Below are 16834 nucleotides of genomic sequence, written 5' to 3'. Positions count from 1 at the left end.
GGTTTCGTCACCTACCACGATACCAGGAGGTTTTTTAATCTAGCAAATCTTAAATTGCTTCATTACAGGACTGCTTATGTTAACTAGGCAATGTCTCGAATCTGTGGGTAAAAGTGTCACGAAACGATCAACAACCCATCACAGTTCAGGCACAACCACTTTGGATGAATCACATGGTTTACGTGACATGCTACACTTGCCGTGAAGGAGCGAGGTCATCGTTTGCAAAGAGAAGCATTGAGAAAATGAGGGATGTTCCATGGAGGGATCGAGGACGGTATTAGTGGTGGACGACGATGTATCCATCGTGGAACTCATGACGGATTTTCTCGAAAATGACGGATTTCGAGTGGAATCAGCTACGAGCGCATCTGACGCATTGACTGTGTTAGAACACGCACCGGTCGATTGCATACTCCTCGACGTCATGATGCCGGGGCAAACTGGTTTTGATCTGTGTAAACAGATTCGCGCAGACCGTGATGTTCCGATTCTGTTCTTGAGTGCTAGGGATGCTGACATGGATAAAATACGTGGACTAGGCATTGGTGGAGACGATTACATCGTCAAATCTGCTTCTCCGGCTGAAGTGGTTGCTAGAGTTAAAGCCGTGTTACGTCGCATGAATTCCAAATATTCCAATCGCCAAATGGCTCTTGATTATGGGGAACTTATAGTGAGCCCCTCAGCGCGCGAGGTTAGAGTGTCCGGCAAGTTAGTATCGTTGACACCGAAAGAATATGAGTTAATTTTCCTATTTACCCAGCATCCGCGTCGCGTATTCACCTATGAGTACCTGATTGATCTTTTCTGGAGTGGGGTTGGCGACAAACACACCGTACGGGTTCATATTGCAAGGATTCGAGAAAAAATTGAGCGGGATCCCAATGCTCCCGAGTTTATCGTCAACGTCTGGGGCGTCGGGTATCGATTTGAAGGGATTCCAAGATGAGAATTAGGAAATACATGATTATTTGGGTGCTCACGATTGTGGTTTTCCCGTGGGTCGTTTATATCTTTATATCCCTGATTGGCACGCATTCGTGGACGACACAAGGCAACATTCGTCAGAAGAGCTTGACACAGACAATGGAGACGATTGCTCGAAATGAGCCTCATTGGACAACGCCTCATTGGCAACGACATATTGCAGAACAACTCACGCACCAAGGGATGGAGGTGGAGATCCGTTCTCCAGCCCACCGGGTGATTTTCGAATCTGTGGAGCAGGGGAGTAGTCACCACTGGGTGGGAAACCCTCACTGGATGTCTACACAACGAATGATGGTGATGGAAAATGGGAAATGGGTCGGAACGGTGCAAATATCTCAACCAATAAAGGCTGACCCAATTGCGGCGTTCGGTGCGATTCTAGCGTGCATTCTTGCCATTGTGTTTGTGAGCTTCCAAATTGGCAGGAACGTGATTAGGCCATTGGAATCCATGAACCGTGCCGCGTTGCAAATCGCTGAAGGAGATCTGGATTTTGAGCTTGCTTCTTCAAATACGGTGGAGATTAGACAGGTTCGTAACGCCTTCCATCTTATGGGCAGCGGACTTCGCAACGCGTTTGCAAAACAACAGAAATTAGAGGAAGAGCGGCGCTTTTTCATCGGTGCGATTGCACACGATTTACGCACGCCTCTGTTTTCTCTGCGCGGGTACTTGGACGGGATGGAGCAAGGCATTGCCTCATCTTCAGAGAAGATCGCGCATTATGTCCACGTATGCCAAGACAAGGCGACTCACATGGAACGGTTGGTTTCCGATCTGTTTGCGTTTACACGCCTGGAGTATATGGAACAGACTCTCCAAAGAGAATCCTTTGACGTATCTGCAGTTGTTAATACGACGGTTGCAAGTATGGCGCACAAAGCAGAGGAAAAGGCGATTGATCTGGAGACGAAATTGCCAACGGGCGATCTTTTCATCTCTGGTGATCCGCATCTTCTTGAACGAGCGCTCACGAATGTACTGGATAATGCCATCCGGCACACGCCCAATGAGGGCAAGATAAAGGTTGAATTGCTAAAAGAGTCAGACAGGGTTGTCGTGACCATATCGGATACTGGGTCTGGGTTTTCGCCCGAAGATTTAACGCACGTTTTCGAGCCAATGTACAGGGGAGATAAGTCACGGAACCTATCCACTGGAGGAGCGGGTCTTGGACTTACCATCGCGAGGCGTATCTTTCGGTCACACGGAGGTGAGCTCTTGGCAGAGAACTTACCGAACGGAGGGGCAATTCTCATAGGTTGGATTCCAACGAATTTAAATCGGAATGAACACTAACACCAAGGAATCGGTATGACAATACTTTCAATAATTACTTTCATTTTGTCTACGAATCCCATGAAAGTGGGATACAGCCTACTGTATCTCCATGGCGCTCACGGTAGAAATCCATCCGCAGGTTGCCAATAGGCAAAAGAGTGAGTCCACTGTGTAGGGTTGAACACATCCGGCAGCCACTCACTTTTCGGAAAATACTCATGGTGCATCTCAAAGTATGCATTGAACAATCGGTGTGCGATATGAGATGCGGTCGTTGTACTGGCACCACCCCCTGGAACCATGACGGCGATGGCTATCTGTGGATGATGGAAGGGAGCAAAGGCGATGGTTACGGAATCGTCTACTCGTTTCCCGTTCAATTCGATTTGTGCGGTGCCGGTTTTTCCGGCTGCGTGATAGGGCGTTCCTGCAAATCCTCCCTGATATAGCAATCCAGCTGGCGCGTTAGCCATTAAGTACATGCCCTTTAACGTGGCTTGCAGATACGTAGGATTGATATGGATGCGAGCTTGTATTTTCGGGCGGAAGGTTCGTATGGGTTTGCTGCCAGGCACACCTGGTATCTCTGTGCTGGGATATACTGCCTTTAAAACATGGGGTTGATATTTTACGCCTTTATCGGCGATCGTCATGACGTACTGGGCCATCTCGATAGGTGTAAACTCCTGGGATTGACCGATATCTGCAAATGCTAAATCGGGGAGAGCCCCCCAATTCACGTAGTATCCACGTTTCTTCATACTGGCTTGCGCTTGGTGCAGGTGATAGGGGACTTCCTCGTAGTTTTTCTGGGTGTCTTCTTCAAAGAAGTTTCCCGGGACTTCACCGGGCAGGTCAATTCCCGTCATCGCACCAAGACCAAATTTATATTCCCAGCCAAAAATGGTATCGATGGCAGTGACAAATCGGGTTTTTACCCACTGAGAATAGGACTCCCCATTTGGATAATGATTGTTCGTCCAGCCACCTAACCACATAGCGACTTGATAGAAAAAGGTGTCATCCGAATGTTCGATGGCTTGAACGACATTGATGCGCCCAAACCCGGGCAAATACCAGTTGTGAAACAGGCGATTTCCGATTCGAAGATATCCGTGGTCATCGACAATCGTATTCGGTGTAATAGTCCCGGATTCCATAGCAGCAATGGCATTCGCTGGCTTAACGGCGGATCCAGGATATTCTGGACTCTGAATGGCATTGTCAATCAGGGCTTGAGAACGATTCAAGTAAGAGACATGTTTGCTGAAATTGCCGTCAACAAACCAATTGGGATTGTAGTAGGGATAACTGACCAATGCCTCCACAGCGCCAGTCTTGACATTCAGGACGACGGCGGAGGCCGAATTAATCTCGTACTTCATGACATCGTCTCGTTGAATATAATTCGCCACGATTCGTTGAGCTCTTGCTTGATATGCGGAGTTGATGGTCAGTTGAACATTGTCTCCTGACTGAGGCGCGGGGTTTAATCCGAGACTTTTGACGGCACCGCTACTCGTTAATAAGTTTTGTTCGTAGCCTACACGTCCTTGTAAGTAGGACTCGTACTCGGCCTCAATCCCAGTTTCGCCAACAATTTGGTTGTCCAAGTAATGGAGTTTCTGGACGTAGTAAGATTCTGAGCCCTTTGTAATCGGCCCCACGTATCCCAAAATGTGTCCGGCCAAATCTCCCTGCGGATAAGTTCTTACATACTGGACTTGAACGTGGATCCCCGGTAATGCATTGTGGTGTTCGTATATGTAGGAAATTGCCTTCTTGGACAAGTTTTGAGCAATTTGTACCTGTGGGGAGAGTGGACTGGTATTCATGGCGTTCAACAGCTTTGTTGGCGACTCGTGCAACCAAGGAGAGAGTTTATCGGCCATCTTTGGATAGTCAACGGTTGCATTGGGAAGATGCGTTAAATAGGCATCAAAGATGGGTTGGTTGGCGGCTAAGACGGTTCCGTTGCTACTATAAATATACCCTCTCGGCGGAAGGACTGGCGTACTTATCACTTGAACATTGGTTGCATTCGAGCGAAAATAGGCTCCCTTTACCACTTGAACGTATCCAAGACGAAGGAGTAATCCTCCCATGGCAACGGTGGAAAAAGCGCCGACAATCCAAAGTCGAGAGACGGTTCGAGTTCTTCCAGTGTTCTTTTTTATGGATCGAAACATCTTGCGAATCCCCCTATTGCTTAGGTGTTGAATGGTGAACAGGTTGCGAAGGAAGAGGGTGAGATGTGCCTGAGGGGGCCTCCCTCATGGTGGACTTCGCCCACCTCTGAATACGTCGGTGAATGTACAGGTAGCCAATACCCCCTGTAATGAAGAGAAAAATTGCCAACGGGAGAATCGACTGTTCGTGTACCCGGATGAACTCGAAGGCCTTCATAATGTAATTTCCGGCGAGAAGAAATGAGGAAGTCCATAAAAAAGACGACAAAAAAAGAATGGGTGTCACAATTTTCAAAGACACTCTCTGGATTCCCGCTATGTATGGGACAATATCCCGAACGAAAGCAATGTATCGAGAAACAACCAGCATGGCAATAGTGTGCTTTTCAAACAAAAGCTCACTTTGCTCTAAACGTTTCGGAGTAAGGAACATGTACTTTCCGTACTTCAGTAAAAAAGGTCTTCCGAAAAGACGGCCAATACCATAGGCCATCATTGCTCCGGAAAAGGTTCCCAAACTTGTGGAGAGGATCAACTCAAAAAAATTCAAATGAAATGCGGGACGGTGTGCTAAAGCACCGGCCGTCGTGAGTTCCGTTTCTCCAGGTACAATTAAAATAAAGTATTCGGATGCTAGAAGAATGAACAGCCCATAGTATCGATACGTCTCAATCCAGTGCAGAAGTAGCATATATACCCCTCGTCTATGATGTCCACCTAGGAGTCCCAGTGTCCCAATCTACGCCAAGTGCATCATATTCCCCGAAAATCGGCACATGGTGAAGAAGTTATGAAGATTGACCAGCTCTGTTGAACCGATGGTCACACGGGAACTCCGAGGGCCATACAAGGACGCAGTTAGGGAACAGGATCCGTTTTGAGAGCGGACGGCATACGACGCAGTTTGCTTTCCAATGCCTTGGTTTGTTTTTTGAAATACCAGTTCAACAGAACGGAAAAGACGAAATATCCACCGATGAGCATCCAACCGTTCAAGGAACCATCCTCCTCCATCTTCAGCAAGTGCAGATGAAATCTTACCCGCCGAATCTTGAAAAACCATCGAAATTTCTCGGTCACTACAGGATTCTTCGTTTGTTGGGTTAGAGTATCATGTAGAGGTGTGAATTCCACTGCTTGGCACCTGGGCAAGAGTCATCGAGCGCCATCGACTAAAGGTGCGGAGCAAAGAGCAGAAGAGACACAGGGACGGCTTCTACAGACACGATCGCACGTTTGCAGCTCATTCGCCAGATTGGTTTCGAAGATGGTGATGTGGATTTTTTGAGGAGGGTCTGAGAGTCCTCACCTAGGCCGTGATAGAGGCGACCATGGAAACATGTGGTCAAGAATAACTGAAACAAGAATACCAAGACACATGCGAGGAGGAGCCACTATTCTCAAAACTAAATTTACGAAGCTGGCAAACATACGGTATCCAATCATACAGGCGGGTATGGCAGGGGGGATTACAACGCCTGAACTCGTTGCAGCCGTATCCAATGCAGGTGGCCTGGGTACGGTGGGCGCTGGTTATATGAATCGAGATCAACTGCGTGGCGTAATTCGGGCGGTAAAACGGCTGACGGATAGGCCATTTGGCGTTAATTTGTTTGCACCCCAAGAGGTTACCTTTGTGGTGGAAGACGTTCAGAGGATGAACCACTATTTGGACGATGTCCGAGAAAGCTTAGGGATTGAGCCAAGTCCACAAATTGAAAAATACGCAGAGTCTTTTGATGACCAGATTCAGGTCGTCCTAGAGGAGCACGTTCCGGTATTTAGCTTTACATTCGGAATTCCTTCAAGTGCCGTACTGAAAGAGCTGAAATATCAAGAGACCATCGTGATTGGTACAGCGACAACGGTGAAGGAAGCAATGGAGCTTGACGAGGTGGGCGTTGACGCAGTTGTTGTTCAAGGAAGTGAGGCAGGCGGGCATCGCGGCACTTTTCGGACCGATGCCAGCCATGCTCTGATTGGGACAATGTCCCTCGTTCCGCAGGTGGTCGATCACGTTTCGATCCCCGTCATTGCTTCCGGTGGCATTATGGATGGCAGGGGTATCATCGCTAGCTTGGCTCTTGGGGCCTCCGCCGTTCAAATGGGGACGGCGTTCATTGCCTGTCCTGAAAGTGGCGCACACAAGCTTTACAAAGAAAAGGTACTTGAGAGCCACGAGGACTCCACAGAGATTACCTCCGCATATTCGGGAAAACTGGCACGAGGTATACACACGAAATTCATGCAAGGTATGAGGAGCTATCCCGGAGAAATGCCGTCTTACCCTGTTCAGAATGCGTTGACACGAGACATTCGCCTGGCGGCGGCAAAGCGCGGAGATCCTGAATACATGTCTCTATGGGCGGGACAGGGGCTTCGCATGGCAACGAATAGGCAAGCTGATGCAATCATCCAGGAGTGTGTCCAACAGGCTCTGAACGCCCTTGGCAACATCGGATCGTCAGGTAAAGAGATCTAATTCGAGGCATCATCAATCGTGATTTGTTTAACATAAAGACCGCAAATTTGTGACAGAGCGTATTCAGAAAGTGGGTCTAAGTCAGAAACACGTCGCTGAATTGATAAGTGGCGCATGGACTGCCGCGCCTACCGTGGCTTTGTGCAAACGGGATGAACGGTCTCATCGCAGTGGACATGGTTCCTCAGCCCTGGACTGGCGGGACGACAAAGGAGGGCCGTCATGTCTACACCTGCATCTCCCCTTCGTTTACAAGAGAGAGGAGCATCGTGTCGATGTTACCTGTAACAACCTGTATATTGGTCTTCAATTCAAATCGTTTTACTTCCAAAAAAATAATTTTTAAGAAAAAGGAGATGTAGAGGAAGCCTCTACATCTCCTTTTAAGCTAGCCAATGAATCGTTTCTTCATATAACCCGTCTTATTCGTTCAGAAAACAAGCTGATTGATGGTTTGTCGTCACGTCCAGTAATTCCGGCATCATCTGTGTGCATTTGCTCATCGACGAAGGACAGCGCGGTGCAAATGGACACCCTATGCGGTCGGCGGACAAATCTGGCGCGCCCTGCATTTTCTCTGGTAAGGAACCTGTGTGTGTTGAGCCAGGTGTAGCGGACAGGAGCAGCTTAGTATATGGGTGCGCGGGGTTTTGCACTAATTCATCAGCAGTAGCAATCTCCACCAGGGAACCTCCATACATTACCGCGATGCGGTGTGACAAATAGCGCGCCGAAGCTAAGTCGTGAGTAATATATAGATAACTGAGGTCACGACTCTCTTGTAAGGACTCTAATAGTGTCAATATTTCCGCCCGTAACGAAACGTCCAACATAGAAACGGGCTCATCAGCGACGATAAAGGACGGGCCGCCAGCGAGTGCTCTTGCGATGGAGACTCTCTGACGTTGGCCCCCCGAGAGTTCGTGAGGATATTTTTCTTGAAACACTGAGCTGGGAGTAAGACCTACAAGCGTTAGAAGTTCATCTAACGCTTCCTGTCTTTTCCGTCCTTGAAGGTGGCGTAACCGTGTCAGAGGTCGTCGCAAATGATGGCCTACGGAGTGAAACGGGTTTAAAGAAGCAAATGGATCTTGGAAAATCATCTGTGCGTGGCGGTGATATCGTGTCAGCGCCCCTCCACGGATATGAGAGACATCTTGCCCATCAAACCGCACTGTACCACCACTTGGGACTATGAGTCGAACTAACGCTCGTCCGATAGTCGTTTTTCCACTTCCAGATTCCCCAACTAGCCCAAGTGTTTCTTTCGCGTCAATATGCAAGTTCACATTTCGGGACGCGACAAGGTCCGACGCGCCTTGCCGCGCAAATCGAACAGACAAGTTCTCTGTTGAGACGAGAGGTCTAGAACTCACTAGTTTGCACCTTCTCAGTTTCAGTATTTGGCATTGCATGGCAACGAACGTACACCGATCCAGTTTTTGTTGGCAATGGAGTTGTACGGCACATGGACATGCGCATCGGACAGCGCTCATAGAAGGAACATCCAGGTGTCAATTGAGTCATGTCCGGTGGTTCCCCGGGAATACCTTCGATGCTCACCTTGGTACCGTTTAGTCGGGGCGCAGCGCGCATGAGACCCTGAGTATAGGGATGATGATCTTGAACGTGTTCGAGCGCCATGCCACGGTCCGTTATTTCCATGATTTCACCTGCGTACATGACAGCGATACGGTCCGCTAGTCCAGACACTAGATTAAAGTCGTGGCTAATGAATAGGACTGCGAGATGCCGCTTTTGTTGGAGGTCCGCAATTTCATCCAAGATAGAGCGCTGTACAACCACGTCGAGAGCAGTGGTCGGTTCGTCCATGATGAGTACATGTGGGTCGAGTGCGAGAGACAGGGCAATGACTACTCGTTGTCGCATACCGCCTGAAAGCTCATGGGCGTAATTACGGGCGATGGCTGGATTTAGTCGCACCTGCTCCAAAAGGTCGGAAGTTCGCTCGACAATTTCTTTTCGGGAAATTCCAGGTATGTGAGCTTCCATAGTATCTTTGAAGTGTTCTTGGATGGACAAAACAGGATTAAGCGCATTCATGGAACTTTGGAATACCATGGAAATTTTCTTCCAGCGAGTGAGGCGTAACTCTTCAGGGCTGAGTTGGTAGAGATTTTGTCCGTCTACTAGCACGTGGCCGTCGATGGTCGCGACATCTGATTTTACAAGTCGCATAATAGCCTGTGCCATGGTGGACTTACCGCTGCCAGACTCTCCGACTAATCCAAGAATCTCGTTGCTAGAAATGCTCAGCGAGACGTTACGAAGAGCTGGTACCGGACCGTTTGGAGTGTGGTAAGACAGATGGAGTGAATCTACTACGAGGGCCGCTGTCATGACGATTCTCCCTTTCGGAATTTACGGGTTTTGACTCTGTTTAGCCGGAGGCGTGGATTTGAAACTTGGTCTACTCCGAAATTAATCAGTGCAAGACAGAGGCCCACAAGAGAGATGGCTAAGCCAGGGGGGACTATCCACCACCAAGCCCCATTTAGAAGAGCTTGACCTGCATTTGCCCAGTACAGCATGGTGCCCCAAGTAACTACAGTGGGATTACCGAGACCTAAAAACTCCAGGCTTGCTTCCGCTAAGATGGCTGCGATGGTCGCGAACACAAGGTTAGCTACCACTAGGGAGAGCATGTTTGGCAAAATTTCTCCAATGAGAACACGCCATTGAGTTTCACCCGCCAAGCGAGAGGCGATCACGAAGTCACGACGCGCCAAGGACAACGTTTGAGACCTTAGAATGCGAGCACCCCATGCCCATCCCGTTAATCCGATGACCAATGCAATCGTCATTGGACCAGTTTGATGCACATATGCAGTAATAACAATTAACAGCGGTAGCCCGGGAATAACTAGCATGATGTTGGTGAATGTCGCCATAACGGTATCAATCCACCCTCCAAGATAAGCAGGCAACATGCCTAAAATGACAGCAAGGGCTGTGGCAACAAAGCCAGCAAAAAATCCAACGGCTAATGAAATGCGACCGCCGTAGAGAAATTGTGCCCAAACGTCTTGACCGCTGGCGGTTGTGCCTAGCCAATGGTGCCAGCTCGGAGGGGCCAGAGGAGTAAATTGTGTACTCGAGGGGCTATAAGGAGTCAGCAAAGGCGCGAAGACAGCTCCGAGGACGAATATCAAGAGAATGATAATCCCCACCAGAGGTCGTTTATCTCGCCTGAGTATGCTGCTCCATTCTTTCCATCGGCCACTGCGGCGAACTAGGGAAGATCTTACAGGGGTCCCTGTGCTCGTCTTCGTTGTTTGGGTCAATGTGGGCCACCTCCCCGTGTTCTAGGATCTAGCTTTCCATATAAGAGTTCGACTAGGAAATTGGCTACAAGTACTGAAAACGCGATGATAAGAAACAGTCCTTGCATTAATGGGTAATCTTCGTTCTGTACAGCGGCTAAGAGTTGATAACCTAGACCTGGGTACGAAAAAACAACTTCCGTCAACAACGCACCTCCCACGACGAACCCTATAGCCATAGCGAATCCCGTCATGCTTGGTAAAATTGCGTTCCGCGCGGCGTACTGAAACATGAGACGGTTTGACTTTAATCCTCTAGCTTCCCCAAAGAGGACATAATCTTCACCTAAAGTTTGCACCATGTTGTTGCGCATTCCGAGGAGCCAACCACCTATAGAACTGATAATGATGGTGATTGATGGTAAAATGGCGTGATAAACGATGTTGCGGATGAACGCGAATGACCAAGATGGCGTCATTCCTGTGGAATAGGCATGCGCCATTGGAAACCAATGCCAGAGATAGCCGAGCAAATATAAGAGAATCAAAGCTAACCAAAAGTAAGGAAGAGCGGCAGTAAATGTGGAGACTGTAGGAAGAAAAAAATCCCATTTTCCACCCCGGTGCCATGCTGTCCATATGCCCAGCATAACGCCGATGAACACACTAAGAACCGTCGCTACTCCTACGAGACCGAGGGTCCAAGGAAGACTTTCGGCAATGATTTTAGATACTGGTACCGGATAATAGGTCAGCGATAGTCCCCAGCGACCGTGGACAAGATTGTTTAGATACGTGAGGTATTGAATCCATAAAGGCTTATGGGTAATGCCGAACTGCAACTCGAGCGCGTGCAGCGCTCGAGGACTAATTTGACCTTTGAAACGACCGATCATGAGAATAGCCGGATTGCCCGGCATGAGCCGGGGCAACATGAAATTGATCGTTGCCGCGGCCCATAGCGAGAGCAGTAGAAACTCGAGGCGTCGGATGACAAAATGCATAACAAAAGCCTCCCGTTACTAGGATCGCGGTGTCAAATGCGTAAGAACAATTCCTTCGGCAGGGTAGTTATAGGGCGCAGGTTGCGCGTAAGGATTCTGTGCAGTGGGCCAACCCGTAAAATATTTCGTACTATATTCAAACCAAGTAGCTCCATAGATTAGAGGAATCGCCGGGAGATTTTTCGCAACGGCCTTTTCTAACGTGTAAATCGCATCTCGCTGAACCGTTGGATTGCTGGAAGTCCGGTATTGATTCAGTGCGGCGGTAGTGGCAGCGTTTGACCATTGTTCATAGTTCCCGGAATTCTTTGGCTCCAATAAACTTTGGTAAAGATAGTAAGGGGTTGATCCGGCATTGCTACCGCCCATTGCGAGATCATAGTGGCCTGTTGTAATGTTCGAGTAGTACGCGCCGTAGCTCAACTCCTGTACGGTGGCATCGATTCCAATTTTCTTTAAGTCGTGTGCCATTAGGGAGCAGTCGGCATCCCAGTCGGTCCAGCCTGCAGGTACCTCAATGGTGAAGGACAGCGGTGTTCCGCTCGGTGACGCGAAAATCCCTTGGGAATTACGTTTAAACCCTGCTGACTCGAGCAGTTTAACGGCCTTTGCGGGGCTATAGGTGAAATGTGTGTCTTTGGCTGGTAAATTCGGGTCCAGCCATGACTTTTCTGGAGGCAAAATCAGTGCCGTTGGAGTGGCAGGCTTTTCATATCCGTATTCGCCCACTTTGTATAACTGTTCTCTGTTGATGGCGTCACTGATTGCCCTTCGCACGCTCAAGTTGGATAATAAAGGATTTTTGAGATTTGGATACAGCATGTTTGTACCGCCAACAGAGAACCAGTAGTGATTATACTGCGGGTCTTTGTTCACATAGACTCGGTGAATATGGGGGAAGAAAAGGTCAGTCCAATCTATCTTGCCAGATGCAAGAGCTAATGTAGCGCTTTCATTTCCTGAATAATCCAGGTACTTTAGTTGTTGTACCTTTGGTTCGCCACCCCAGTATAGGGGGTTTGCTTTGTAGGTATAAGCCTGTGACGAGAAGGTGTTCAAAAGATAAGGTCCACTACCAATGGGATTCGGGTTGGTTACGGTGGCGGGATTGGAATATTTATCCCAGACTTGCTTGGGTACAATGTATACGTCATCCAGCACGAACTGACCAAATGGAACATCCGCGGAGTGAAATTGGAACACGACTTGGTTGGTCCCCTTAGCCGATACGGACTGTAGATGGGTCCATATGCCGCTCGTGTCCAGACTGGGGAATTTCTTTAAAATATCAAAACTATAAACTACGTCCTTCACGGTGACAGGGGTTCCATTGGACCACTTAACGCCTTGGCGTAATGTGACAGTTAGTGTGCGGTTGCCATTACTCCACTTATAAGATTTCCCGACGAGTGGATAGACTTGTGGGCCAACCAAATTAAAGTAAAATAAGGGTTGATAAATGAGCCCTAGAGTTCCACTCAGTGCGCTGGGGGAGTAGGGGTTGAAATTGTCCGCAAAGGCACCGTTTAGGCCGGGTATTACCACGAGCGGATGTGTCTTAGCAGACGCAGCATTAACGGTTTTCTGAGAAGCCGTAGCGGTTTGCGCGGTAGTACCACAGCCAGTGACTGCTAACAGACTCGTTCCTGAAACGAGCGCGGCAAGTACTCCGAATTTTATGCGCTTCATGATTGACATGCCCCCTTATAGTTAAGTTTTAGCGTTCAATCTTGTTTCCGACCGTTGCCTAGGACGAGCTCTCAAAATTGAGTGTGGCTTCAGAAAGCCGATTGCGTTAATTGGTACTCCAGTCGGATGGGGTCAAAATGATGGCTATCCCGCCACTGAATCGTCGTCTGGCTATCTGATTGCCGTACTATCACCTCCTCAGCGGGTGAGATTATGTTGACATGCCAGCCCGGGTCATTGCGCAATCGAGCCAAGCCAGCGTTACCCCCTCGGTGAATGATAAGAGTCGGGCCTTGCTGGGTAATTTCGGCGTCTGTCTGAATCACGGATATCGGCGCATCTCCGACCTCAACGTCGTTATAAGGCAGCATCAATCCGGTACGAGGCGGTAAAGAGAGAGTCCATTCCAAGGCATCATGCCAATCATTGGGTGCAAGATGGACGTTAGTCGACTGTTCAATTTCTGTGAAGTTGTGAATGAAAAGAAATCCTCCAGATGCGTGTTCGCGCCTCGTTGCGTGTATGGAGGCATTCTGAACCGTTAGGCTAGGCACGCATCCTAGTGCCTCACAAAGTTTGCGAACCAAATCGTGATAGTATTCATATAAGTCTGGCAAAGCACATCCTACGATCACAACGGTGCCTGTTCCTACCGCGTGCCGTGTGAGAATCGCGCCTGTCGCATCGCCGTTGATCACGTGTCCTAATACCTCTGTTTTGGCGGTCACCGCGAATGTGCTGTAGTAGGGGCAAAACACCGATGTCGTTTCAAGAATAGTGGCTATTCCATGAGACCCAGAGGTTTGGGCCTGCGGGATGTCTAGAGTATCGGCAAGGATTCGGCACGGACGACCATTTAAGTCCAGTTCGGGAACACGGGGACCCAAAATCAATGTCCCGCCTTCCTTTACGTAATCGGCCAAGCGGGTCTGTGTTCGAGCGTCCATGGAGCGGCAAGTCGCCATCCAAAGTAACGGAATGCGGCGAGGATCAAGAGTGGTCTCTTCTTTATCTACCATCACTGCAGAAACCGTCAGATTGGCTGCGATCAAAATCCGATAGATGCCGTCAAAATGCCAATTGTCGCGCTCTGAGACGATTTCGTCTATTAAAGAAATCTGGTCTGTGTCAGCTGGGTTTTCCGTCATATAGTAAGCGGAATAAAATCCAATGTAGACATCTGGTATCGTCGTGGTTTCTACTAAGGTCCGACCATACGTGTGAAACAATGATCCTAGATGCCTCACTACTCGAGATGAAGGTCTCAAAGTGCCATCGCTCGCGATAGGCGCCTGCCATTCATGTCGTAAACCAAATAAACCGATGTCATCAGGGTTGTCACCTCCAGACAACATATACCAATTAAGTCCGTTTAGCCCATAAGAAACGCTGGTTCGAGCGGCTAAATCAAGGTCGGAAGGATCCACGTGAGGACGGTCTTGAAAACGCCCTGATTGAAACTCCGGTGAAAACAGTGGGGCCTCTGGATTATTGGCGGTCGCGGTAAATGTCACTGCTAAAGCCAAGTCATGAAAGTTGTCGTATCCCACACGGCCTGGATAAAAGTCGCCACCTAAAAACGCGCCAGGTATTTTTCCTGCGTCCAATAATTGGGATATACCAATCGGATAGCAATTACCACGACTATAAATGGAGTAATCACGAAATCCGTGAACATTAATGACATAGGGTGACGGCCATGCATGACGGTTACCTTGTTCACTAAGATGCGTCAAATATTGGGCTCGGTATTTTCTCCAAAAGACAGCACGACCCCAGTAATGGTGACTTCCATACGCGGCGTATTGAGGATCTTGATCACGAAAGGATTGATATTGTCCTTCTAGGTCTCTGCTTTGGTCGGGCACTGCGGTAACCCAATGCAACATACCTACTTCATTATCTAGTTGGGTCAAAATAATGGGTCCACCCTGTTGAGCAAAGTAAGGAGTAAGTACTTTGCTAACTTCTGAATACCAGCGATCCACAAAGGTTAAAAACGTTGGATGTAGGTAAGAGACCATCCGCGCCGGATGGGGCCGGCCTGCGTTGTCCTCGGCGATGATCTCAGGATGTTGTCGCAACAGCCAGTTGGGTAACCCTTCTTGTTTCAATTCCGACATCACATAAGGCCCAGGACGGACAAAGACCATTAAGTCTAAGTCATGTGCGATTTCCAAAAAGTCGACTAAATTGCGTCGTGGATGAGTGTAGCCCATAAAGTCAAATTGTCCTGATTCTGGTTCGTGCCATAACCAGGGGATGTAAGTGCTGACGACATTGATACCCAATTCCTTAGCTATGGCCAGACGGTTTCGCCACTGCGCAGGGTCCGTTCGAAAATAGTGAATTTCTCCTCCATGCAAGAACATGGGATGTCCATTTATATTGAATTTTTGCTGAGTTACTTCAAGATGTGGCATCAGAAGACTCGCCTACTTTCTCTGGCTTGGATACGGTGGATCCACGGACCACCAATGTAGTCGGCAGCATGATAGGAGGAATACTCGTTTCGCCGTTTAATGCCCGTTGCAATTGCAACATAGCCGCTTTTCCTAATTCGTACATTGGTTGATGGATGGTTGATAAAGGTGGAGAAACGTATCGTGCTAGACGAATGTCATCGAAGCCCATTACAGCAACGTCTTGAGGGACGCGAAGTTTTCTCTGGGACAGCGTTTGCATGACACCCAGCGCCATCTCATCATTGGCGGCGAATACAGCATCTGGAATAAATCCATGGTCTATCAAGGTTGCCATGGCTTGTGCTCCACCAGATTCTTTAAAGTCTCCATGTACGACTGGCACCGTCACTGTGTCTACATGAGCTTCTTGCAGTGCCTTGAAGAAGCCTTGGTGACGGAGTCGACTATCTTCTGAATCAATCGGGCCTGCAATAAACGTGAAGCGCGTATATCCGTGCTCTAAAAGGTGCCGACCGACGAGATATCCGCCGCCTTCGTGATCGGCAAAGGTCGCGGTGATGAATTCCGATTGGAAATTCGCAGATAGGGGCCGATCAAGGACGACCAATGGCAAATTGGGTCCCGCATACTTGCATAAGTCTCGTGACTCGATAGAGGGATCTAATATAATGGCTCCGTCCACACGGGCCTCCCGCAATAGTCTGACCGAACCTTGCAACTGATTTTTGGTGACACGTGAGACAATGACTGTCAGTCCCAAAGAATCCGTAATCTCTTCTACTCCAGCGATGAGTTCAGAATAAAAGGGGCCGCTCAAGTTGTGTAAAAAAACTCCGATGGTATTTGTTCGTCGATTGCGTAAATCGCGTGCAGCGCCACTAGGACGATAATGTAGTTTTTCGACTGCTAGGAAGACGCGTTGACGTGTTGCTTCTGAAACGCGGTGAGGCTGGCTCAGACATAGAGAGACTGTTGAAACGGAGACATTTGCGGAATCTGCAACATCGCGGATAGTAGCCACGTCACCCTCTCCTTTCGAAACGATTTGATCGCTATCTTGCCGCAACCAAGAACCTTTGTCAATAATCAAATATAGATGCTTTTAGTTTTGACATAATAAACAGGCCTTGCAAAGTCACAAATAAATATAAAAAATATACTTAAGTGTAAAGTTATATACATTAAGTGCGGCTGATTTCGAGAAAGTAGCTTTGTGATTGACAATAATTAAAAATTTTCTTTAGCAAAATTAGCGCTTGACAAAAATGAATTAATGTTCTGATAATAAATTTAGAATCGAAAGGATTCGATAAATAGTATGCTTGAACACGACACTGGAGGAGGAGACGTTGTCATGCGTCCAATAACGACCACTTTCTATGCTGTTGGAACAGTCGCTTTCGGACTGTCTAGTAGATCGTTTCTTAAATCTCGTAATTTTCTACGAGTTTGGTATCCTTGTCTTAGGAGGGGATACCAATGGCCA

At 48.3% G+C, this 16834-nt stretch carries 13 protein-coding genes; 3 read left to right on the top strand and 10 right to left on the bottom strand.

Going from position 1 to position 16834, the window contains the following annotated elements; all coding sequences use genetic code 11:
- Window positions 1–259 precede the first annotated feature (259 nt).
- Both M4I36_RS10425 and M4I36_RS10420 read left to right on the top strand, forming a co-directional pair.
- The gene (locus tag M4I36_RS10425) at window positions 260–952 is read left to right on the top strand and encodes a response regulator transcription factor (protein ID WP_258111676.1); all 693 of its coding nucleotides are present in this window, start codon (window positions 260–262) and stop codon (window positions 950–952) included.
- Window positions 949–2292 carry a sensor histidine kinase gene (locus M4I36_RS10420; RefSeq protein WP_258111675.1) on the top strand — a complete coding sequence of 448 codons (1344 nt, stop codon included), beginning with the start codon at window positions 949–951 and terminating at the stop codon, window positions 2290–2292. The genes M4I36_RS10425 and M4I36_RS10420 overlap by 4 nt, the downstream gene beginning before the upstream one ends.
- Before the next feature lie 98 nt (window positions 2293–2390).
- On the opposite strand, the gene M4I36_RS10415 is transcribed toward M4I36_RS10420, so the two are convergent.
- The 3 genes from M4I36_RS10415 to M4I36_RS10405 form a co-directional block, all read right to left on the bottom strand.
- A complete protein-coding gene (locus M4I36_RS10415; protein ID WP_258111674.1) occupies window positions 2391–4463 on the bottom strand; it encodes a peptidoglycan D,D-transpeptidase FtsI family protein in 2073 nt (690 codons plus the stop codon).
- Between the two features lie 13 nt (window positions 4464–4476).
- Complete coding sequence (locus M4I36_RS10410) at window positions 4477–5154, bottom strand: DedA family protein (protein ID WP_258111673.1); 678 nt, start codon at window positions 5152–5154, stop codon at window positions 4477–4479.
- Between the two features lie 167 nt (window positions 5155–5321).
- On the bottom strand, window positions 5322–5459 hold the full coding sequence (locus tag M4I36_RS10405; RefSeq protein WP_258111672.1) for a hypothetical protein: 138 nt from the start codon (window positions 5457–5459) through the stop codon (window positions 5322–5324).
- Between the two features lie 400 nt (window positions 5460–5859).
- Between M4I36_RS10405 and M4I36_RS10400 the strand changes: the two genes are divergently transcribed.
- The gene (locus M4I36_RS10400) at window positions 5860–6945 is read left to right on the top strand and encodes an NAD(P)H-dependent flavin oxidoreductase (RefSeq protein WP_258111677.1); all 1086 of its coding nucleotides are present in this window, start codon (window positions 5860–5862) and stop codon (window positions 6943–6945) included.
- 422 nt (window positions 6946–7367) lie between these two features.
- Here the strand turns inward: M4I36_RS10400 and M4I36_RS10395 are convergent, their stop codons facing one another.
- From M4I36_RS10395 to M4I36_RS10365, 7 genes are all read right to left on the bottom strand, one after another.
- Complete coding sequence (locus M4I36_RS10395; protein WP_258111671.1) at window positions 7368–8321, bottom strand: ABC transporter ATP-binding protein; 954 nt, start codon at window positions 8319–8321, stop codon at window positions 7368–7370.
- The gene (locus M4I36_RS10390; protein ID WP_258111670.1) at window positions 8311–9306 is read right to left on the bottom strand and encodes an ABC transporter ATP-binding protein; all 996 of its coding nucleotides are present in this window, start codon (window positions 9304–9306) and stop codon (window positions 8311–8313) included. The genes M4I36_RS10395 and M4I36_RS10390 overlap by 11 nt, the downstream gene beginning before the upstream one ends.
- Window positions 9303–10250 carry an ABC transporter permease gene (locus tag M4I36_RS10385; RefSeq protein WP_258111669.1) on the bottom strand — a complete coding sequence of 316 codons (948 nt, stop codon included), beginning with the start codon at window positions 10248–10250 and terminating at the stop codon, window positions 9303–9305. Before M4I36_RS10385 ends, M4I36_RS10390 begins: the two co-directional genes overlap by 4 nt.
- A complete protein-coding gene (locus tag M4I36_RS10380) occupies window positions 10247–11233 on the bottom strand; it encodes an ABC transporter permease (protein WP_258111668.1) in 987 nt (328 codons plus the stop codon). The genes M4I36_RS10385 and M4I36_RS10380 overlap by 4 nt, the downstream gene beginning before the upstream one ends.
- Window positions 11234–11251: 18 nt before the next feature.
- Entirely contained in the window at window positions 11252–12922 is a 1671-nt protein-coding gene (locus tag M4I36_RS10375) for an ABC transporter substrate-binding protein (RefSeq protein ID WP_258111667.1), read from the bottom strand.
- A gap of 89 nt (window positions 12923–13011) precedes the next feature.
- Window positions 13012–15345, bottom strand: coding sequence for a beta-galactosidase (locus M4I36_RS10370; protein ID WP_258111666.1), 2334 nt, complete (start codon window positions 15343–15345; stop codon window positions 13012–13014).
- The gene (locus M4I36_RS10365) at window positions 15332–16369 is read right to left on the bottom strand and encodes a LacI family DNA-binding transcriptional regulator (protein WP_258111665.1); all 1038 of its coding nucleotides are present in this window, start codon (window positions 16367–16369) and stop codon (window positions 15332–15334) included. Before M4I36_RS10365 ends, M4I36_RS10370 begins: the two co-directional genes overlap by 14 nt.
- Between the last annotated feature and the right edge of the window lie 465 nt (window positions 16370–16834).

The organism is Alicyclobacillus sp. SP_1 (assembly GCF_024706985.1).
In the GTDB taxonomy this organism is placed as follows: domain Bacteria; phylum Bacillota; class Bacilli; order Alicyclobacillales; family Alicyclobacillaceae; genus Alicyclobacillus_I.
Note: the sequence above shows the minus strand (reverse complement) of the source record. Positions and strands in the feature narration are given on the sequence as shown.

Bases quoted from the DNA above. Each gene is read 5' to 3' on its own strand.
- M4I36_RS10425 (WP_258111676.1), top strand. From the start codon at position 260: ATGGAGGGATCGAGGACGGTATTAGTGGTGGACGACGATGTATCCATC.
- M4I36_RS10420 (WP_258111675.1), top strand. From the start codon at position 949: ATGAGAATTAGGAAATACATGATTATTTGGGTGCTCACGATTGTGGTT.
- M4I36_RS10415 (WP_258111674.1), bottom strand. From the start codon at position 4,463: ATGTTTCGATCCATAAAAAAGAACACTGGAAGAACTCGAACCGTCTCT.
- M4I36_RS10410 (WP_258111673.1), bottom strand. From the start codon at position 5,154: ATGCTACTTCTGCACTGGATTGAGACGTATCGATACTATGGGCTGTTC.
- M4I36_RS10390 (WP_258111670.1), bottom strand. From the start codon at position 9,306: ATGACAGCGGCCCTCGTAGTAGATTCACTCCATCTGTCTTACCACACT.
- M4I36_RS10380 (WP_258111668.1), bottom strand. From the start codon at position 11,233: ATGCATTTTGTCATCCGACGCCTCGAGTTTCTACTGCTCTCGCTATGG.
- M4I36_RS10375 (WP_258111667.1), bottom strand. From the start codon at position 12,922: ATGAAGCGCATAAAATTCGGAGTACTTGCCGCGCTCGTTTCAGGAACG.
- M4I36_RS10370 (WP_258111666.1), bottom strand. From the start codon at position 15,345: ATGCCACATCTTGAAGTAACTCAGCAAAAATTCAATATAAATGGACAT.